Annotated in this window: 17 protein-coding genes; 12 read left to right on the plus strand and 5 right to left on the minus strand. The window is 45.3% G+C overall.

Annotated elements, in window-relative coordinates:
• The first annotated feature begins 114 nt into the window (after positions 1 to 114).
• Positions 115 to 633, plus strand: a complete 519-nt coding sequence (locus K6V30_RS22390; protein WP_022302514.1) for a hypothetical protein — start codon at positions 115 to 117, stop codon at positions 631 to 633.
• Between the two features lie 129 nt (positions 634 to 762).
• Here K6V30_RS22390 and K6V30_RS22395 read toward each other — a convergent pair whose 3' ends face one another.
• Complete coding sequence (locus K6V30_RS22395; protein WP_224207205.1) at positions 763 to 1092, minus strand: DUF4907 domain-containing protein; 330 nt, start codon at positions 1090 to 1092, stop codon at positions 763 to 765.
• Positions 1079 to 2125, minus strand: coding sequence for a Kelch repeat-containing protein (locus tag K6V30_RS22400; protein ID WP_029425661.1), 1047 nt, complete (start codon positions 2123 to 2125; stop codon positions 1079 to 1081). Before K6V30_RS22400 ends, K6V30_RS22395 begins: the two co-directional genes overlap by 14 nt.
• A gap of 193 nt (positions 2126 to 2318) precedes the next feature.
• Here K6V30_RS22400 and K6V30_RS22405 point away from each other — a divergent pair, with 193 nt between their 5' ends.
• From K6V30_RS22405 to K6V30_RS22415, 3 genes are all read left to right on the plus strand, one after another.
• Positions 2319 to 3647 (plus strand): DUF4270 family protein, encoded by a 1329-nt coding sequence (locus K6V30_RS22405; RefSeq protein WP_055270634.1) that lies wholly within the window; start codon positions 2319 to 2321, stop codon positions 3645 to 3647.
• On the plus strand, positions 3644 to 4849 hold the full coding sequence (gene bamG, locus K6V30_RS22410; protein ID WP_055270636.1) for a BamG family beta-barrel-assembly machinery protein: 1206 nt from the start codon (positions 3644 to 3646) through the stop codon (positions 4847 to 4849). The genes K6V30_RS22405 and bamG overlap by 4 nt, the downstream gene beginning before the upstream one ends.
• A gap of 101 nt (positions 4850 to 4950) precedes the next feature.
• Positions 4951 to 6135, plus strand: coding sequence for a C1 family peptidase (locus K6V30_RS22415; RefSeq protein ID WP_010539011.1), 1185 nt, complete (start codon positions 4951 to 4953; stop codon positions 6133 to 6135).
• Between the two features lie 110 nt (positions 6136 to 6245).
• On the opposite strand, the gene K6V30_RS22420 is transcribed toward K6V30_RS22415, so the two are convergent.
• The 3 genes from K6V30_RS22420 to K6V30_RS22430 all read right to left on the minus strand — a co-directional run bounded on the left by K6V30_RS22420 (position 6246) and on the right by K6V30_RS22430 (position 9236).
• Positions 6246 to 6974, minus strand: a complete 729-nt coding sequence (locus tag K6V30_RS22420) for a LytR/AlgR family response regulator transcription factor (protein ID WP_055270638.1) — start codon at positions 6972 to 6974, stop codon at positions 6246 to 6248.
• Positions 6974 to 8188, minus strand: a complete 1215-nt coding sequence (locus K6V30_RS22425) for a sensor histidine kinase (protein ID WP_055270640.1) — start codon at positions 8186 to 8188, stop codon at positions 6974 to 6976. Before K6V30_RS22425 ends, K6V30_RS22420 begins: the two co-directional genes overlap by 1 nt.
• 196 nt (positions 8189 to 8384) lie before the next feature.
• Positions 8385 to 9236 (minus strand): helix-turn-helix domain-containing protein, encoded by an 852-nt coding sequence (locus K6V30_RS22430; protein WP_022302511.1) that lies wholly within the window; start codon positions 9234 to 9236, stop codon positions 8385 to 8387.
• A 250-nt stretch (positions 9237 to 9486) separates the two neighbouring features.
• Between K6V30_RS22430 and K6V30_RS22435 the strand changes: the two genes are divergently transcribed.
• The 8 genes from K6V30_RS22435 (at position 9487) to K6V30_RS22470 (ending at position 19542) form a co-directional block, all read left to right on the plus strand.
• A complete protein-coding gene (locus tag K6V30_RS22435) occupies positions 9487 to 10827 on the plus strand; it encodes a DUF4925 domain-containing protein (RefSeq protein ID WP_055270642.1) in 1341 nt (446 codons plus the stop codon).
• Positions 10828 to 10872: 45 nt separating this feature from the next.
• Entirely contained in the window at positions 10873 to 13719 is a 2847-nt protein-coding gene (locus K6V30_RS22440; RefSeq protein ID WP_055270645.1) for a TonB-dependent receptor, read from the plus strand.
• A 510-nt stretch (positions 13720 to 14229) separates the two neighbouring features.
• Positions 14230 to 14910, plus strand: a complete 681-nt coding sequence (locus K6V30_RS22445; RefSeq protein WP_029425662.1) for a hypothetical protein — start codon at positions 14230 to 14232, stop codon at positions 14908 to 14910.
• A gap of 199 nt (positions 14911 to 15109) precedes the next feature.
• Positions 15110 to 15982, plus strand: coding sequence for an electron transfer flavoprotein subunit beta/FixA family protein (locus K6V30_RS22450; RefSeq protein ID WP_010539018.1), 873 nt, complete (start codon positions 15110 to 15112; stop codon positions 15980 to 15982).
• Between the two features lie 2 nt (positions 15983 to 15984).
• Positions 15985 to 17004, plus strand: a complete 1020-nt coding sequence (locus K6V30_RS22455; protein WP_055270647.1) for an electron transfer flavoprotein subunit alpha/FixB family protein — start codon at positions 15985 to 15987, stop codon at positions 17002 to 17004.
• Between the two features lie 6 nt (positions 17005 to 17010).
• Positions 17011 to 18717 carry an acyl-CoA dehydrogenase family protein gene (locus tag K6V30_RS22460; protein ID WP_055270649.1) on the plus strand — a complete coding sequence of 569 codons (1707 nt, stop codon included), beginning with the start codon at positions 17011 to 17013 and terminating at the stop codon, positions 18715 to 18717.
• Between the two features lie 220 nt (positions 18718 to 18937).
• Positions 18938 to 19114, plus strand: coding sequence for a hypothetical protein (locus tag K6V30_RS22465; RefSeq protein WP_010539021.1), 177 nt, complete (start codon positions 18938 to 18940; stop codon positions 19112 to 19114).
• 8 nt (positions 19115 to 19122) lie between these two features.
• Entirely contained in the window at positions 19123 to 19542 is a 420-nt protein-coding gene (locus K6V30_RS22470; protein ID WP_010539022.1) for a hypothetical protein, read from the plus strand.
• Positions 19543 to 19569: the final 27 nt, after the last annotated feature.

The following is a 19569-nucleotide window of genomic DNA, read 5'->3' on the forward strand; positions in this document are numbered from 1 at the left end:
ATAATAAATATTCAAACAATATCTTGTTTTTTTGCTTCAATCTATGTAACTTTAGGCTAGCTTAATTGTTTAAGTAGGAAAATTCAAAAAAAGTCCTGCCCGCAGGCAAGCACTATGAGAATACAGTTTGAAATTAAAGAAAAGTTGCCGGAAATTATTCAGGAAATTCTACATTCCGACAAATGGCAAACTTCCGTGAAGGAAGAAATCAGCGGTCGGACGACCGTGGTAATTCGTGATCAAGCGTATGGTTCAGAAGCAACCATTGAGATTTATGCTCAGTCAATAGAAATCAAAACCGCCTGGTCAAAGTACTTCTACCGTATATTTACAGCCAACGATCTCGTCTGGTGTGAATATAATGGTGCCTATCGTGGATTACTGGAACAAGTGCTCTTACCAACCATTACTCCTAAAGAAAGCCTGCTTGATTCTGATGTTACGGAGAGTTCACTCTATGGTCGTGAACATAAAAAATTGAGAGAATATGCCGAAGATAATCTGAAGCTGAAACAATTCCGCCGGGAGAACTTCAATGAACAGAGGAACGGAACCGCAGCATTCGACCATCCGAAACGGGTATATGATGAGTTTATAAAAGAGGACTATGTAGTGACACCCAAGACAGAATAATAAATCAAAGGAAGGGGGAATAAATCCAAGGTATTATATCAGTGCGGATAATAAGAATCACGTGAATTTCATTTCATAGAATTCTAATTATCCGCACTTTAGATATAATCTTGTGCCAATAAGGCGGCACTAATGTGTAATGCCCAAACCTTTCAAATCTTCTTTCGACACGGTAAAATCCTGTCCCGTTCTGATCCGTTCCAGTACTAAGTCTCCTACATGCCGGGCATCCTGTTCTGTCCGGAAAGTCTTTCTCCCGGTGACAGCCGGAATAAAAGGCTGGGCAATAATCACACGTTCTCCTTTATAAATCTGATAGCCATATCCGATACTATCTTCACCTTGTATCACTTCCAAATGATATGGGTCAGAGAGGTTCACCTTCTTATAGCAAGTAATTCCTCCGCCCAACAGCAGAACAATAAGACCAATACCTATCCACTTTTTATTTCTCTTCATATTCATAAGGCTTCAATTCCCAAGTATCATCATAGAATGAAGAGGAGGAAGTTCCGGTGCCACCGGTAGCGACAATTCCCCGTTTACCTGTCGAAAAACAAACCGCTTTCACACGCGAACTGCCTTCAAAATCCGTCAGGTCTTCTCCATCCCACAAGTCCGTTGCCGGATCATATATCCAGTAATTAGAACGAAGGCTCGATGAGGATGTTTGTCCCAAAGCGATATATCCTTTGCCATCAATCACAAAAGCACAGCCATAACAGCGTACAATCGAGGTATAATCATCATCGTAATCATCGTCGCTTGAATCTTTGATATCCCGTAACTGTTTCCAGGGCGTGCTTTGTGAAGGGTCGAAACACCAGAAATCATAAACGTCCGCATTATTATTTTCGCCTCCGCAGATGTAGGCTATATCATCAATGACAAAGACCATCCCTCCCTGACGTTTCTGTCCGCCGAACCCATTAATGATTGTCCACTGCGAACCGGAAGCAGCCGAAGGATCAAACTGATAAAAATCTTTCAGGTAATTATCGTTATACCCCGTACCGACATAACCATAATTTCCTATACCAAATCCCAGTGCATACATACGGGCACCTCCCCCGAAGGGGTCCATCTGTTTCCAGTTTCCCGTCGCCGGGTCGTATTCCCAACAATCATCCAGATAGTCATTGGCATCTTTGTCATATCCACCGACAATATATCCTTTGGTACCTACAGCAAATCCTGTAGCGGCATTCCGTGCGATAGCCTCATCGGGCATATCTTCACACTGTGTCCACCAGTCATTGTCAATATGGTATTCCCAAAGGTCCTTCAGGCGTTCCTTCTTGCTCCCCCGGTACCCACCGCAGAGATAGCCTTTATTGCCAATAGTAAATCCGGCGGCATCCATACGCGCCACTCCGTCAAAATCCGAACGACGATACCAAACTCCGGCTGTATACTCCGTATCTTCCGTACATGCAGCCAGCGACAATAGTGCAACCAGCATCCAAAGTAATCTATTCATTTTTTTATTCATTAAAATTTGTCGTTAAATACAGCCGCAAATGTAGGGGGCAACGGCTATGAATAAAAAAACTATCGACAAACAGAAACATTCTGTCTACCAACAAAATTGAAGTCGATAAATAGACAGACTTAGTCGATAGTTTTTGGGGAACCTCCCTAAATGTCCTTCTTTTGCCGCCACAAAACCAATTGAATTATTGTTCATGAAATCATTGATAACACTTCTTTTTATTTTGATATTCTTCTCCTTTTTCGCCTGCCAGAACGATGCGTCTTTAGTAGGAGGAAAATGGGTGGAAAGTTCGTTTCGGAATGTACAGACAGATACGTGTACGGTATTGCTCAGTACAGTCCTAAGCGATTCGCTTGCCACTTCCGGAGATACTGTATGCCAGATAGGACACCGCAAGGACGCGTTGTGGGGAGAAATCACCGCTTCCTTTTATGCGGAGTATGAAGTACCTTCCGTCTCTTTTGACGAAAGTATCGATTACCTGTTCGATTCCATTACGATCCGCCTTTATTCTTCGGGCGACTATCTGGGAGACACATTGGTCACCCAGCGGATTTCGATGTATCCCCTGACAGAAAATATCCAACTGGACGATGCGAATTATTTATATAGTACCAGCAATATAGCTTATGACAGCCAGAACCCACTGAGTTCTTTCAGCTTCACTCCCACTCCCGGACGACGGAGCAAGGAACTGGAAGTCCGCCTGCCCGACGAATGGGGCAAGGAATGGTTCAACCTGCTGCTGGAAGACAACCGGGTAATGGAGTCACAAACCTTTTTTCAGAATTATTTTAAAGGTATCGCCTTCATTCCGGATATGAACGCCGCATGCGTCAATGGATTTCAGGTGAATGATTCCAGCTTCTGCATCACGCTTTATTACCATTCGCTGACGGAGGTCATCACTGAAAAGGAACTGGTATTCAATGCAAGCACTACGCTTACCTTTAATAAAATAGAGTACGACCGGAACGGCACGCCGCTAGAGGATCTGCAAAGCGGAGACGACAACGCGTTATCCACCTCTCTGAGCAACCACCAGGCATATATGCAGGGAATGACGGGCATGTACATCTCCATTGATTTTCCCCATCTCAACAATCTTTGTATGGAAGGTGACCTGGTGACCATCGAAAGTGCCACCTTACAATTATATCCGGTAAAAGGGACTTATGGAGGAATGTATCCGCTTCCCCAAACACTGTCACTTTATACCGCCAACAAAGACAATGTGACGCAGGGAGTTATCACGGACCTTACAGGAAACTCCGTACAAACCGGAAATCTCGTCGTCGATGAAGTGACCTACGAAAAGACTTATTACTCATTCGATCTCACCTCTTTCCTGCAAACAAATCTGGGAACGACCGGTTACAACCGACAAAAGCTGCAACTAATCCTTCCGGACAATCTGTTTTTCACGACTCTGCAAGGTGTCATTTTCGGTGACGGAGATAACACGACCAACCGAGAAACCACCAAACTTATCATACTTTACAAAACCTATCAAAAATGAAAAAGATTTTGTTTTGCATTTTGGCTCTTTACAGCCCTGTCTCCATACTGATCGCTCAAAATACCACCAATTCACCTACCTCCATGTTCGGCTTGGGAGAAATCTCTACCGGTGAAGGCGGACAATATGCAGGTTTGGGAGGCGCAGGCATCGCCCTGCGTGGAAGCAATTTTCTGAACACCGCCAATCCCGCATCACTCACCGAACTTACCGAACAGCGGTTTCAGATAGATGCCGGTATTATGGGATCTTACCAGAACTATACACAACGGGGAGCCAGCAATCATTCCGTCACAGGAAACCTGAACAATCTAAGTATTGGTTGCCGGATTATCCCCCGCTGGTATGGAGCCGTTTTTTTGGCGCCCGTGAGCAGTGTAGGATATGCCATCACACTGGATGAAGAAATAGCAGGCACTAATGGAAGCACCGTTTCCTCTCTTTTTCAAGGAGAAGGAGGGCTTTCCAAGATGGGAGTCAGCACGGCGTACCTGTTTGGCAAAGGTCTTTCCGTCGGCACCAACCTTTCTTATGTCACAGGAACGATCACTCAAACTGAAACACAAGGCAACGCCACCGAAGAAACCAGTTCTTACAAACATACCTTTTATGCCGATTTTGGTATTCAGTACAAATGGGCAATCGACCGCGAACGTTTCTTCGTTGCCGGAGCCGTATACGGATACTCACAGAACTTCAGGCAAGAGAACAACCTCTACGTCAGCAGCAGTTCAGGAGGAGAAGATATTGAAAGCAGCCTGAAACGGTACCGTCAGTGCCTTCCACAATTTTTCGGTGTAGGAGCATCCTACAACTGTCTGCGCTGGATGGCAACCATCGACTATAAATACATTGACTGGAGCCGGATGGAGTCTTCGCAGTCCAACGTCAGTTTTCAAAACCAGCACCGGCTATCCCTGGGAGGAAAATATACGCCGGGCAATGTGTACCGTAACCCGGTCAGCCTGTTACTGGGAACAGGAATCAGCAATTCATACATCGTTATCCAAAAGAAGAAAGCGACCGATTATTACATCAGCACCGGACTAAATTTCGGATTACGCAATAATAATGTACTCTCTTTCGGCCTGAAATACAAAGGTCAGATGAAGGTCCCTAACGGTATGCAAAAAGAAAACAGCTTCTCTTTGTTCTTAAATATCACCTTCTCCGAACGGACCTATCGCGCTAAGATACAGTAATATTCATTCTTTTTTTATGCAATTTGAGTACAAAAAGACGGATTTCAAGAGAGGAATCCGTATATTTGTAGCCAAAACAATTTAATATTAATTTCATCAGAATGAAAAAGAGTATCCTTATCGCTGCCTTAGGCTTGTTCAGCCTGAGCGCAATGGCACAAGACGCAAAACCCGAAGAGGGCTTCGTTTTCACAACAGTGAAAGAAAATCCGATTACCTCCATCAAAAACCAGAACCGTTCGAGCACCTGCTGGAGCTTCTCTGCTTTGGGATTTCTGGAATCAGAACTACTTCGTTTAGGTAAAGGCGAATATGACCTTTCGGAAATGTTTGTTGTACACAAAACAATGGAAGACCGTGGAGCAAACTACGTACGCTATCATGGCGACAGTTCTTTCTCTCCCGGTGGAAGTTTCTATGACATTATTTACTGTATGAAGAACTACGGCCTTGTTCCGCAGGAAGCAATGCCGGGTATCATGTACGGTGATTCACTGCCGGTACACAACGAACTGGATGCCGTAGCAGAAGGTTACATCAACGCTATCGCCAAAGGTAAACTCACTAAGCTGACTCCGGTATGGAAAAAAGGTCTTAGCGCTATCTACGATACTTATCTGGGAGCATGCCCGGAAAACTTCACTTACAACGGTAAGGAATATACTCCGAAAACTTTCGCTGAATCACTCGGACTGAAAGCTGAAGACTATGTATCACTGACTTCTTACACACATCATCCTTTCTATTCTCAATTCGCCATCGAAATTCAGGATAACTGGCGTAACGGTCTGTCATACAACCTTCCGATCGATGAGTTCATGGCTGTAATGGACAATGCCGTTAAAAAAGGATATACATTCGCATGGGGCAGTGACGTCAGCGAGCAAGGTTTCACCCGTGACGGTATCGCTGTAATGCCGGACGCTGCCAAAGGTGCAGAACTGACAGGTTCGGATATGGCCCGCTGGACAGGTATGACAGCTGCCGACAAACGCAAAGAACTGACTTCCAGACCACTTCCGGAAATGGAAATCACTCAGGAAATGCGCCAGACAGCTTTCGACAACTGGGAAACTACAGACGACCACGGAATGGTTATCTACGGTATCGCTAAAGACCAGAATGGTAAAGAATACTTCATGGTAAAGAACTCCTGGGGCAAATCAGGTAAATATGACGGAATCTGGTATGCTTCCAAAGCATTCGTCGCTTACAAGACTATGAATATCCTGGTACACAAGGATGCACTTCCCAAAGAAATAGCAAAGAAACTGGGTATCAAATAAAGAGATGACTCTTATATAAGAACAAAAGCCCCGGAAGCGATTTCTGCTCCCGGGGCTTTTGTCTTATCATCATCTTCCGCCTGCAACGATTTATCAAAGACAGCAGCGCTTTAAAAGAGACTCAACTTACCGATATATTCCGTAAACTTCTCCTTATAATTATCCCCGACAGGAATATACGTCGTCTTATCAAAGATAATGCGGAGACGGGAAACTTCTGTAATCTTGCGAAGATTGACAATATAAGAACGGTGTACCCGCATGAAATACGCGGGAAGCCGCTCCTCCATCTTCTGAAGGCTGGCAAGAGTAATGACCGGTTTATCTTCACCTTCTATGAAAATACGTACATATTCACTCATACTTTCAATGTACCGTATATTTTTCACATCGATACGTACCACCCTATAATCACTCTTTACAAACAAAGAATCTCCCTTTATCTGCGAACTGTTCCCCAGTTCTCCCTGCTGCTCCAGCAACCGGTATTCAAATTGTTTCCGTGCCTTATCCGCCGCTTTCAGTAAATCCTGGAACTCAAACGGTTTCAAGAGGTAATCGACAGCATCCAGTTTGAAACCGTCAACCGCATATTCAGAATAAGCAGTCGTGAAGATAACCAACGGATGGTTGATAAGCGAACGGATAAAATCCAGTCCGTTCAAATCGGGCATATTGATATCCACAAGGATCAGGTCTATATCCTCATCAGCCAGTACCTTCATCGCCTCAAAAGCATCCTGGCAAGGCTTGACTAAAGACAGAAAAGGAACACGGGATATATAATCCGTCAGTTGCTTCAATGCCAAAGGTTCATCATCAATCGCTATACATTTCATTATAATAAAGGTACAATAAGTAAAACATCAAATTTATTATCTTCCTCCGTAATGGAAAGGGTATAATCATTGCCAAACAACAGCCTTAAGCGTTTACGAACGTTTTCCAGACCGATACCATGATGCTGCTCATCAGACGAGCCGCCTGTACTGTTGGTACATCTGAAAGAGAGCCTGTTTCCGTCTTCCAGTTGCATCACTACATGAACGAACGATTCTTTCCGATAGCTGATTCCATGCTTGAAAGCGTTTTCCACAAAAGAGACAAAGAGCAAAGGCGGTATCTGTACCTCGGGTACTTCAAGAGGAAAATTCTTTTCAATGGATACTCTGTCAGGATAACGCAAACTCATTAATGTGACATAATTTTCCAGAAACTGGATTTCACGCGACAGCAGAATGGTTTTGTTGCTGGCTTCGTAAAGTACGTAACGCATTAACTTGGAAAGTTCCACAATCGTACTTTTCGCTTTTCCCGTATCGATATCCACCAGTGCATGAATATTATTAAGCGTATTCATGAAGAAATGCGGGTTTATCTGATATTTCAGGTATTGCAGTTCGGACTGCAGATGTTGGTGTTTCAGTTCTTTCAGCATTTCTTCGTCCCGGAAGGACTTGAAAAACAACTTGACTGCAATATTAAATCCGACCATCAGAAAAGCTACCACAAAATGAATAAGATAGCGGATAGTGAAAGGAGGAAAAGGATAAGGAGCCGGCTTAGGAAAGCCACCTGGTCGTTGGGGCTTTTCCACATCAGGCTCCATCGATCGAAGCTCATCCCAATGGATAGACTCTTCTTTACGAGCTCTCTCTCTCATTTCTATAAGTTGATTTCTCCGGTTCTCTTTACTATCGCCATTCTTATCATGAATCTTCTCATGCCTGAACTTCCCCGGAAACCGTTCCATAGAAGGAGCAGGAGCGATCAGGCACGAAATAGCGATCAGAAAAACCACAGAAATAATATAGGGCCAATATCTTTTTCTGAAAAGAAAATACGGAACCAATACGTAATTGTTCAACAGAAACAGCACGAAAAAAGGGAGGATAGTCAACCAGGAGTCATGGATCACCGCACGACTTTCCTCTCTTTCGAGCCCACCATTAACGGCAAAGTATCCGCCGATCAATGGGAGAAGAAAAATAACAGTCCAGATAGCCCCATAAATGCTCTGTTCCAGCAATTGTTGTTTACGCAGTCTTTTCATGCTTCATTGTTCCAAATGATTGATACAAAGATAGAACCGTTACTTCTACTCCACAAAAAGAATCGACCAAAGTACTCTTTTCAACGGTAAACTGCTGTTTACCATCCCCCGGGGCATCCTCCGCCACCCCTCGTATTTCCCACTTGCGTCACCATCGAGCCCGTTGTAAATGTAGCAGCCTGTGCACCGTTCACATTCAGCATTCCCTATACTCCTGAGGCGTCATCTGCACATGCTTACGAAAATATTTATTGAAAAAGGAAAGGTTATTGAATCCCAACGAAAAAGCTATTTCCTTCACAGGCAACCGGGTAGATTTTAATTGCGCCTTCGCATTCATGACAATAATTCCCGTGATGATGGCCAAAGGACTGTGACCGCTGGCTTTTCGGATAGCACCGGAAAAATGCGCCGGAGTCACTCCGCACTTTTTCGCATAAAAGGAGACTTCATGCTCCTGCGTATAGTTTGCCATCAACAACTGGATAAACTGACGATAGAGTTCATGCTCCCGCTTTATCGGCTCGTTGGTCGTCGGTTTGCAACGTTTATACAGCTCGCCCACTCCCTGAAAGAATATGGTAAATATAGATTTCAGTATCTCCTTATTGTCCAGCGTGTTCGGCAAGGCATAGGCACGAATAAGCAAGCTAAAAGCATTCCGGTACAATTGAGCTATTTCTTCCGTCAGCGGCATAATGGGATTATTCAGAATCATAGGAAGAAAATCCAGAAACGTCTCCACATAACTTACCCGCGCTATGAACTCCGAAGAAAAACCGGCAAAACAGACACGGGTATCCGAAGATACTTCGTGAATCTGGATAAATGATCCGGGAAGCACAGTCACAAAATCATTCCGGCTGATTGTATACTCGGACAGATTGATAGTAGCGCGTACGGTTCCCCGCGTACAAAGCACAAAAACTCCCGCCTTTATATGGCAGGGAAAACGACCGTACTGATTCAGGATGTCACCAGTTATACTGTCATCCGTAACAAAATCAACCGGAAGATCAAATTTGGGAAGCGCATCATCTATAATCATAATTAAGAAATTTAGTTCCACAAAGATATCTTTTTCCTTTTGATATCCAGTCAAGCTTTTTATTAAAATATGAAAAACAGAACATTTATTCAAAAGGAAGGGACATTACGAATATTCATTCCAAGACACATATATACAAAATAATTAGAATAGAACATCGAATACGAAAAATGGAGCTTGATGTAGAAACAAGAATAGACGACATTTGCAATGTTTTAATAAATACTTAGATATAAAAACTAAAAAGAGAATGAAAACATTACGAAAACTATTATTGGTAGCTTGTGCGGCATTCTTCTTTACATCTTGTGAAGAAACCTATAACGACAAGCTGTTCTGGCCGGGCGAACTCAGCCAGGAATATGGCTCGTATATCAAACCATCGACTCTGGACCTGACCTACAGCGGAGAAAAACTAATCGGAAAATCTGTCAGCTTCATCACAGAAGACAGCAAAAAGGGAACATTGACTTTGAATGATGTCATTCCGGGAGAAAAAGAGACATCTTTCCGGGTGGATTTATTAGAAAAGGAAGATAACTACACCTTCAGCGGAGAGACCGTTTCGGCAGCAGGAGCAACCGTTACATACACCGGTGCCATCACTCCGAAAACGATGAAACTGGATCTGAACGTAACCATGCCGCAAAGCCAATGGATGAACAGTTATCTGCTCAGCGAACTGACACGCGGCAGAGGAAAAGACGTCGTACGTAATCAGGAGACCGGACAATACGAATGGGGCGAAGCGGACAACCAGCTATTGACAGCAGCCTTATATACCGACATGGATCTGGAAATGGTCAAAGATGCCGGAAGTTTATATGCCACCGTCTCTACTTTAATAAAAGGTATGGGAGGATATCTCCTGCCACAATTGCTCCGGAATGTCAATCTGGAATCCGACGGAAACATCACTGCCGAATATACGACTGACGAAATGCAACTGGGAGAACAGAAGTTCAGTGAAATCAATATGGACGACCCTGAATCGATGCAGCAAGTCAGCATGTTCATCATGATGAAACTCATGTTCAATACTTTATCTGCCGAAGACATCGCTGCCGCAACTCAGGGACGCGCTTATGCTCCCTCTCCCCGTGGACTGGCTCACTGGTATGTAAAGAATGACCTGCTTTATGTCAAACTGAGCCTCCCCGCCATCATCAGCCAAGCTATGCAAGGACAGGGAAAGGCGGTCGACGGCAATCTGATTGCAGGCATCGCAGATGCCATCTTGAAAGCCAACCCCTTCTTATTGAAAACACTGCTCGGAGCAGTAAATGAATCGTTGGATAATTCTTTGTTGTCCATGATTGCCAATATGGACTACCAAAGTTTTCAGATGTTCTTTTCGTGGATAAAAGAAGGTATTCCCATGCATATAGAAAAGGTGAACGGGCACACTCATATATATCTGGACAGGGCAGCATTGAGCCCTATCATCGCTTTCATTCCGAATCTTCAGCCTGTCATGGAAGGCATTCCTAACTTCGGCCCGATGTTGTACGACTCTTATCTTGGTCCGTTGTACGATAACTGGTCTATCATTACCAAGCTGGACTTGGGACTTGACTTGGTTGACAATTAATCATCCGTTTTTCCATCCTAAGAAAAAACATAAATTATAGAAACAATGAAGAAACTATATATACTGACAATACTGATTCTCCTGACCGGATTCGGAACTGCTTTTGCCCAGACATTGAAAGGACATATATATGATGCCAACACGAACGAACCTTTGGTCGGTGCGGCTGTGACATACAAGCTACACGGTAATCAAGGGGTAGTGTCCGACATCAACGGAGCATACGAAATCAAGTTGCCCGAAGGAGGAGTCGACCTGGTATTCAGCTATGTGGGATATGAAGATGTTCTCATGCCCATAGTGATCGGCAGACGGGACGTAATCACCAAAGATGTTTATATGAAAGAAAGCACCAAGCTGCTGGAAGAAGTAGTAGTCAGTGCCGGACGCTTCGAACAGAAGCTGAGCAACGTCACCGTATCGATGGATTTGGTAAAGGCAAGCGATATCGCCCGCCAGGCACCAACGGACATCACTTCCACGCTCCGCACACTGCCCGGTGTGGACATCGTAGACAAACAGCCTTCCATGCGTGGAGGCAGCGGATGGACCTACGGTGTAGGTGCCCGCAGCCAAATTCTGGTAGACGGAATGAGTACGCTGAATCCTAAAACGGGAGAAATCAACTGGAATAACGTACCCCTCGAAAACATCGAGCAGGTAGAAGTGATCAAGGGCGCTTCTTCCGTATTATACGGTTCGTCAGCCTTGAACGGTATCATCAATATACGTACCGCCCGTCCGGGACTGACACCGAAAACCCGCTTCAGCGCATACGTCGGTGTATATGGCGATGCGGAGAACGACGAATACCAATGGAGTGACAAAAGCTTCTGGAAAGACGGAAAATATTCGGTGAAACCTATCCTGCGCGGCAGCCTGCTGAGCGGAATTAGAAATCCGATTTATGAAGGCTTCGACCTTTCCCATTCCCGTCGTATCGGCCATTTTGATGTCAGCGGAAGCATCAATCTGTTCACTGACGAAGGATACCGCCAGCAGGGATACAACAAACGGTTCCGTATGGGCGGCAACCTGACTTACCACCAGCCGGACATGGGAATGAAGATACTCAACTACGGGCTGAATGTGGACTTCCTGACCAACCAGTACGGAGATTTCTTTATCTGGAGATCACCGACCGAAGTTTACAAGCCCTCTCCTTTCACCAATATGGGACGGGAAGAAAACAACTTCCACATCGACCCGTTCATCAACTACGTGAATCCGGAGAACGGAACTTCCCACAAGATCAAAGGCCGTTTCTACCATAGTGCCGACAATATTGTACGTCCGAGTTCGGGTGCATCGATCACCGATATCCTGGGAAATATGGGCACCAATGCACAGACCATCCAGAACATTGCAGGAGGCGACTACAGCTCCCTCTACCCGGCACTGGTAGGTATCGGGTCGGGCCTCATCAACGGAAACCTGGAAGATGCCATGAACGGAGTATTCACTTCACTGGGCAATATCTTCCCGAACGCGACAACGGCAGACTACTGCGACCTTATCTCCTGGGTCATGGACAACGGGATCCCCGGCGATCTGGGCAGCATACAGAACGGACAACTGCCCAGCGACCTTATCCCGTGGCTATCAAACGTAATGAATCCGTCCAGAAATGATTCAAAGACTAAAACGGACAAAAGCTACAATTATTATCTCGACTACCAGTTCAACAAGAAATGGGACGGCGGTGCACAGATCACTACCGGAATGACTTACGAGCACGTCCGTTATGATTCCTCCATTATGGACGAGGTATACAAAAGTGATAACGTGGCTGCCTTCTTCCAGTACGACCAGCGTTTCTGGGACCGTCTGAGCGTATCGGCAGGAGTACGTGCCGAATATTATCGCGTGGACAACCATTACCGCGAAGCGGAAACAAAGATACTCGGAACCAAAGTTCCGTTCCGTCCCGTATTCCGTGCCGGACTGAATTACCAGTTAGCCGACTATAGTTTTATCCGTGCCAGTATAGGTCAGGGTTACCGCAATCCGTCCATCAACGAGAAGTATCTCCGCAAAGATATCGGAGGAGTGGGCATTTATCCGAACCTCGATATCAAACCGGAGAAAGGATACAATGCGGAACTAGGATTCAAACAAGGATACAAAATCGGCAATTTCCAGGGATTTGTCGATGTAGCCGGATTCTATACCGAATATAAAGACATGGTCGAATTCCAGTTCGGTCTGTTCAACAATGCGGATTATAGCATGATCAACAGTATCAGTGATGCCATCCGGATGCTGATGGACGGCAAGGGATTCGGCATCGGGGCACAGTTCCACAACGTATCGAAAGCGCAAATCTATGGAATGGAAATATCAACAAACGGAGTTTATAACTTCAATAAGAATACAAAATTGTTCTACAACTTAGGATATGTATATACCGAACCCCGTGATGCCGACTACAAAGAGCGCAACGAGTTGGAAGATGCCTACTCCGATGCCCTCCAGATGAAAGAAAAATCGAATACGGGCAAGTATCTGAAATATCGTCCGAAACATAGTTTCAAAGCTACGGTAGACTTCCAGTGGAAGCGTATCAACCTCGGCGCAAATGTGGCCTGGAAGAGTAAAATTCTTGCTGTGGATTATCTGATGCTGGATGAACGAGAAAAACAACAGAAAGATCTGATGGATTATGTACGTACCATTCTCTTCGGGCAGTCAAGAGGAGAAACGCTGGCGAGCTATTGGAAAAAACATAATACGGACTATGCAACCGTTGATTTACGCTTCGGAGTAAAAGCAACGAAAGAAGTCGCCTTCCAGTTTATGGTCAACAATTTGCTGAATAAGGAATATAGCTACCGTCCGATGGCCGTAGCTGCTCCCCGCACTTTCGTACTGAAAATGGACGTCACATTCTAGAACTACTAGGGAGTTAAAATTGCAATTTCTATTGTCACTTGTCACTTTTCGCAGTTAATACCCTATCAACCAGAAAAGTAAAAGTGACAATACGCGGTGATAATAAGGTGATAATAGACATGGAGACATTTTCTATTATCACCTTTTTTCCGTTCCCCACATGCCGCATATTAGAGTAAAACTCCGTAGCTCCAATAGGAGAACAAGGCTTCCCCAAGCACTTCCGAGCGTCATCTGCCTTCGCTTCACGTATGTGATCCCATCGGTCTACATACGTGATCCCGTTGGTTCATGTACGTGAACCGACAGGATCACGTACATGAAACGAAGCCTTGTTACTACCCGAAGATGTTAATCTAACGTAGGAAAGATACTAATAAACAGACCATTGACCATTAACTCCGGCAGACTGTACAAAATAGGAAGGCATCTTTTAAGAAAAGAAAAAATGCCGTATCTTTGCCGCCCGTAAACAACAAGACGCTAACTCGTAAGCAACAAGACCATAAAATGAAAAAACAACTCCTACTTATTGCAATCTTATTTTGCGCCGTTTATACACAGGCGCAGGAAGTCTTTGTTAATGCAGATTTTGTCAGCAGCTATATCTGGAGAGGTATGGACAGCGGCAATGCCAGCGTTCAGCCTTCACTTGGCTTCAACTGGAAAGGGCTGACCGTCTACGCCTGGGGGTCGACAGAATTCCGTCATAAGAACAACGAGATTGACCTTTCACTGGAGTACGAATATAAGAACCTTACCTTATATGCCAACAACTATTTTACTCAAACGGAAGACGAACCTTTCAAATATTTCAATTATAAAGCACACTCCACCGGACATACTTTCGAAGCCGGTGCCGGATACATGCTTTGCGAGAAATTCCCGCTTTCGGTGAGTTGGTACACCACATTTGCCGGCAATGACTATCGCGAAAACGGAAAACGCGCCTGGTCCAGCTACTGCGAACTCAGCTATCCGTTTCACATAAAAGGAGTGGATTTTGCCCTCGAAGCAGGCTTCACTCCGTGGGAAGGCATGTATTCAGACAAGTTCAATGTTGTCAACGCAGGGCTTTCCGCCAGCAAAGAATTGAAGATTACCTCCACATTCTCACTGCCCGTATTCGGAAAGCTGATAGCCAACCCCTACGAAGAGCAACTCTACTTTGTAGTCGGCTTCAGTTTATGATTGAAATATAAGTTTATTTTCCTCCTCATTTGCTCAAAAAACTTAATACTGTGCATTTTTTACTCGTATTTCTTGTCAGAACCAAGTGTTTGAGTAATTTTGCACGCTGATAGTTAACCGGATAGTTTGAATAGCAAGATACTTACTACTTGACTACTGGCTGCTAACTTGTAGAAATACTAATACTAAAATTAATAGCATGAGTTTGAAAATTGTTGTATTGGCAAAACAAGTTCCCGACACACGTAACGTTGGGAAAGATGCCATGAAAGCCGACGGCACTATTAACCGTGCGGCACTCCCTGCCATCTTCAACCCCGAAGACCTGAATGCCCTTGAGCAAGCTCTTCGCCTGAAAGATGCTCACCCAGGCTCTACCGTAACCATTCTGACAATGGGACCGGGACGCGCTGCTGATATTATTCGTGAAGGACTTTTCCGTGGTGCCGATAATGGTTATTTGCTGACTGACCGTGCTTTTGCCGGTGCAGATACGCTGGCTACAAGCTACGCTCTGGCAACTGCTATCCGCAAAATCGGTGAGTGCGACATTATTATCGGCGGTCGTCAGGCTATCGACGGTGATACGGCACAGGTAGGTCCGCAGGTGGCAGAAAAACTTGGACTGACGCAAATCACATACGCTGAAGAGATTCTCGAAGTAGGTGACGGCAAAATCAAAGTGAAACGCCACATCGACGGTGGTGTTGAAACAGTGGAAGGTCCGCTGCCTATCGTTATCACAGTCAACGGCTCGGCTGCTCCCTGCCGCCCGCGCAACGCGAAGCTGGTGCAGAAGTACAAACATGCTAAAACCGTGACGGAAAAACAACAAGGTAACCTCGACTATACCGACTTGTATGACAAGCGCGACTATCTGAATCTGACAGAATGGAGCGTAGCGGATGTAAACGGTGACCTCGCCCAGTGTGGTCTTTCCGGTTCGCCTACGAAAGTAAAAGCCATTCAGAACATCGTGTTCCAGGCTAAAGAGAGCAAAACCATCAGCGGCAGCGACCGTGATGTGGAAGAACTGATTGTTGAACTGTTAGCTAACCATACCATCGGATAATCATGAATAACTTATTTGTATATTGCGAAATAGAAGAAGGCATCGTCGCAGACGTCAGCCTGGAACTTCTGACAAAAGGTCGTTCGTTGGCTAACGAACTCAACTGCCAACTCGAAGCAGTAGTTGCCGGCACCGGCCTCAAAGAAATTGAAAAGCAAATCCTTCCTTACGGAGTAGACAAACTCCACGTTTTCGACGGCGAAGGACTTTATCCCTATACTTCACTTCCCCACACTTCTATTCTGGTCAATCTCTTCAAAGAAGAAAAACCGCAAATCTGCCTGATGGGTGCAACCGTTATCGGTCGTGACCTCGGTCCGCGTGTTTCCTCTGCTTTGACCAGCGGTTTGACTGCCGACTGTACCTCACTGGAAATCGGCGACCACGAAGACAAGAAAGCAGGAATAGTTTATAAAAACCTGTTGTACCAGATCCGTCCGGCATTCGGCGGTAACATCGTTGCAACGATCGTGAACCCCGAACACCGCCCACAGATGGCAACCGTTCGCGAAGGTGTGATGAAGAAGGAAATCGTTTCTCCGGCTTATCAGGGAGAAGTGATCCGCCACGACGTGAAGAAGTACGTAGCCGACACAGACTATGTGGTCAAAGTAATCGAACGCCACGTAGAAAAAGCGAAGAACAACCTGAAAGGCTCTCCGATCATCATCGCCGGTGGTTACGGAGTAGGTTCCAAAGAAAACTTCGACTTGCTGTTCAGCCTGGCCAAAGAACTTCACGCAGAAGTAGGTGCAAGCCGCGCCGCTGTCGACGCAGGTTTTGCAGAACATGACCGTCAGATTGGTCAGACAGGTGTAACGGTTCGTCCGAAACTCTACATTGCTTGTGGTATCTCAGGACAAATCCAGCATATCGCCGGTATGCAGGAAAGTGGTATCATCATCTCTATCAACAACGATCCGGATGCTCCGATCAATACGATTGCCGACTACGTAATCAACGGAACCATCGAAGAAGTTGTGCCGAAGATGATTAAGTATTATAAACAGAATAGCAAGTAAAGAAAGATGGCAAATTTTTACACAGAAATACCGGAACTCAAGTATCACTTGAACAATCCGATGATGAAACGTATTTGCGAACTCAAAGAACGCAACTACAGAGATAAAGATGAATTCGACTACGCTCCTCTGGATTTTGAGGATGCACTCGACTCTTACGATAAAGTATTGGAGATCACCGGAGAAATAACAGGCGAAATTATCAATGCAAACGCTGAAGGCGTTGACGAAGAAGGTCCTCACTGTGCCAACGGACGGGTGGAATACGCTTCCGGTACGAAAGAAAATCTGGACGCGATGGTGAAAGCCGGACTGAACGGAATGACAATGCCCCGCCGTTTCGGTGGTCTGAACTTCCCGATCACTCCGTACACCATGTGTGCTGAAATCGTTGCCGCTGCCGATGCAGGTTTCGGAAACATCTGGTCTCTGCAGGACTGTATCGAAACACTGTATGAATTCGGTAATGCCGACCAGCACAGCCGTTTCATCCCTCGCGTATGCCAGGGCGAAACGATGTCTATGGACCTCACCGAACCGGATGCCGGTTCCGACCTTCAGGCAGTGATGCTGAAAGCAACTTACAGCGAAAAAGACGGATGCTGGCTGCTGAACGGTGTGAAACGTTTCATCACCAACGGCGACGCAGATATCCATCTGGTACTTGCCCGTTCGGAAGAAGGAACCAGAGATGGTCGTGGTCTGTCTATGTTCATCTATGACAAACGTCAGGGCGGTGTTGATGTACGCCGTATCGAACATAAGTTAGGTATTCACGGTTCTCCTACCTGCGAACTGGTTTATAAGAATGCAAAAGCCGAACTTTGCGGTGAGCGCAAACTCGGTCTGATCAAATACGTAATGGCATTGATGAACGGTGCCCGTCTGGGTATCGCCGCACAATCGGTAGGATTGAGCCAGGCTGCTTACAACGAAGGACTGGCGTATGCCAAAGACCGCAAGCAGTTCGGAAAAGCAATTATCGAGTTCCCTGCCGTATACGACATGCTGGCCATTATGAAAGGAAAACTGGATGCCGGACGTGCACTGCTTTATCAGACAGCCCGCTACGTAGACATCTACAAAGCACTGGATGACATCTCCCGCGAACGCAAACTGACTCCGGAAGAACGTCTGGAACAGAAGAAATACGCCAAACTGGCAGACAGCTTCACTCCGCTTGCCAAAGGTATGAACTCTGAATACGCTAATCAGAATGCTTACGACTGTATCCAGATTCACGGAGGTTCGGGCTTCATGATGGAATATGCCTGCCAGCGCATCTACCGCGACGCACGTATCACCAGCATCTACGAAGGTACGACTCAGTTGCAGACTGTAGCTGCTATCCGCTACGTAACCAACGGTTCTTACCTTGCTACCATCCGCGAATTCGAAACCGTTCCCTGCTCACCGGAAATGGAACCGCTGATGTCTCGCCTGAAAAAGATGGCTGACCAGTTCGAAGCCAGCACCAATGCCGTTAAAGAGGCTCAGGATCAGGAACTGCTCGACTTCACAGCCCGCAGACTGATGGAAATGGCTGCTGATATCATCATGTGCCACCTGCTGATTCAGGATGCAAGCAAAGCTGCCGACCTGTTTTCCAAGTCTGCACATGTATATCTGAACTTCGCAGAAGCGGAAGTAACGAAGCATACTAACTTTATCAAGAATATGGATAAAGAAGACTTGGCTTTCTACAAAAAATAACCCGGAAAGGGTGATTCACGATAAAAGCATCCCTTCTAACGAAGCGGATGCTTTTTTTGTCCTCTTCTTTCCAAAGGGAACTTACTAAATCTCACAACATTAGTATTCTCATTGTCCTCAAAAATATCCCCCTCCCATTTCACTCCTTTTTCATTATTATTCAGTACTTTTGTACAAAAAGAGAGTAATAGCAATCTACAACTTATTAAAAGAGGGAAATATGACGTTTAGACTCAGACCTTTACACGAGGATAAGCTACATTTTGCAGATTTATCAAATACACAAATTCTGATACTGGCACTCGAAGCGTCTCAGAAAATTAAATGGAATATCGAAGAGATCACTCTTCGTGAAGTCCGTTTTTATGCTCCGATGGGAACTCAACTTGATAAATAAGAATAAGTATGAAAGCATATATACAAGTGAAACAATTAGGAAAAAGGAAATGCAGCATCGAAAAGATGCCGGTCGATTTCCCCGTTGCTCCTGCCAGTGTACAGGAGCTGATTGAAGCGGTTGTCAGCTGGCAAGTAAGCGAATACAACGAACGCCTGCTACAAAGTGAAATGCTGAAATACCTCACCCGCGAAGAGATGGAGGACAAGGCCGCCGCCGGCAAAGTAGACTTTGGAGCCAACTATAACGGCAAGCCGGCTGCAGAAGCCGAAGCCATCATCAATGCTCTGCAATCTTATGAAGACGGAATCTTCCGCATCTTTCTGAATGATGCGGAACTCGGAGAGTTATCCTCCCCCATCCAACTGAAAGAAGAATCTACACTTACCTTTATCCGGCTGGCAATGCTGTCAGGAAGACTTTGGTAACTGAAATAAAAACTCTAAAAGCTTAAA

The organism is Bacteroides faecis (assembly GCF_020091505.1).
Classification (GTDB): domain Bacteria; phylum Bacteroidota; class Bacteroidia; order Bacteroidales; family Bacteroidaceae; genus Bacteroides; species Bacteroides faecis.

Excerpts from the sequence above, each read along its gene's own strand:
- K6V30_RS22390 (WP_022302514.1), top strand. The coding sequence starts at position 115 with ATGAGAATACAGTTTGAAATTAAAGAAAAGTTGCCGGAAATTATTCAG.
- K6V30_RS22405 (WP_055270634.1), top strand. The coding sequence starts at position 2,319 with ATGAAATCATTGATAACACTTCTTTTTATTTTGATATTCTTCTCCTTT.
- K6V30_RS22420 (WP_055270638.1), bottom strand. The coding sequence starts at position 6,974 with ATGAAATGTATAGCGATTGATGATGAACCTTTGGCATTGAAGCAACTG.
- K6V30_RS22455 (WP_055270647.1), top strand. The coding sequence starts at position 15,985 with ATGAATAACTTATTTGTATATTGCGAAATAGAAGAAGGCATCGTCGCA.
- K6V30_RS22400 (WP_029425661.1), bottom strand. The coding sequence starts at position 2,125 with ATGAATAAAAAAATGAATAGATTACTTTGGATGCTGGTTGCACTATTG.
- K6V30_RS22470 (WP_010539022.1), top strand. The coding sequence starts at position 19,123 with ATGAAAGCATATATACAAGTGAAACAATTAGGAAAAAGGAAATGCAGC.
- K6V30_RS22445 (WP_029425662.1), top strand. The coding sequence starts at position 14,230 with ATGAAAAAACAACTCCTACTTATTGCAATCTTATTTTGCGCCGTTTAT.
- K6V30_RS22430 (WP_022302511.1), bottom strand. The coding sequence starts at position 9,236 with ATGATTATAGATGATGCGCTTCCCAAATTTGATCTTCCGGTTGATTTT.
- K6V30_RS22460 (WP_055270649.1), top strand. The coding sequence starts at position 17,011 with ATGGCAAATTTTTACACAGAAATACCGGAACTCAAGTATCACTTGAAC.
- K6V30_RS22415 (WP_010539011.1), top strand. The coding sequence starts at position 4,951 with ATGAAAAAGAGTATCCTTATCGCTGCCTTAGGCTTGTTCAGCCTGAGC.
- K6V30_RS22450 (WP_010539018.1), top strand. The coding sequence starts at position 15,110 with ATGAGTTTGAAAATTGTTGTATTGGCAAAACAAGTTCCCGACACACGT.
- K6V30_RS22395 (WP_224207205.1), bottom strand. The coding sequence starts at position 1,092 with ATGAAGAGAAATAAAAAGTGGATAGGTATTGGTCTTATTGTTCTGCTG.
- K6V30_RS22465 (WP_010539021.1), top strand. The coding sequence starts at position 18,938 with ATGACGTTTAGACTCAGACCTTTACACGAGGATAAGCTACATTTTGCA.
- K6V30_RS22425 (WP_055270640.1), bottom strand. The coding sequence starts at position 8,188 with ATGAAAAGACTGCGTAAACAACAATTGCTGGAACAGAGCATTTATGGG.
- bamG (WP_055270636.1), top strand. The coding sequence starts at position 3,644 with ATGAAAAAGATTTTGTTTTGCATTTTGGCTCTTTACAGCCCTGTCTCC.
- K6V30_RS22435 (WP_055270642.1), top strand. The coding sequence starts at position 9,487 with ATGAAAACATTACGAAAACTATTATTGGTAGCTTGTGCGGCATTCTTC.
- K6V30_RS22440 (WP_055270645.1), top strand. The coding sequence starts at position 10,873 with ATGAAGAAACTATATATACTGACAATACTGATTCTCCTGACCGGATTC.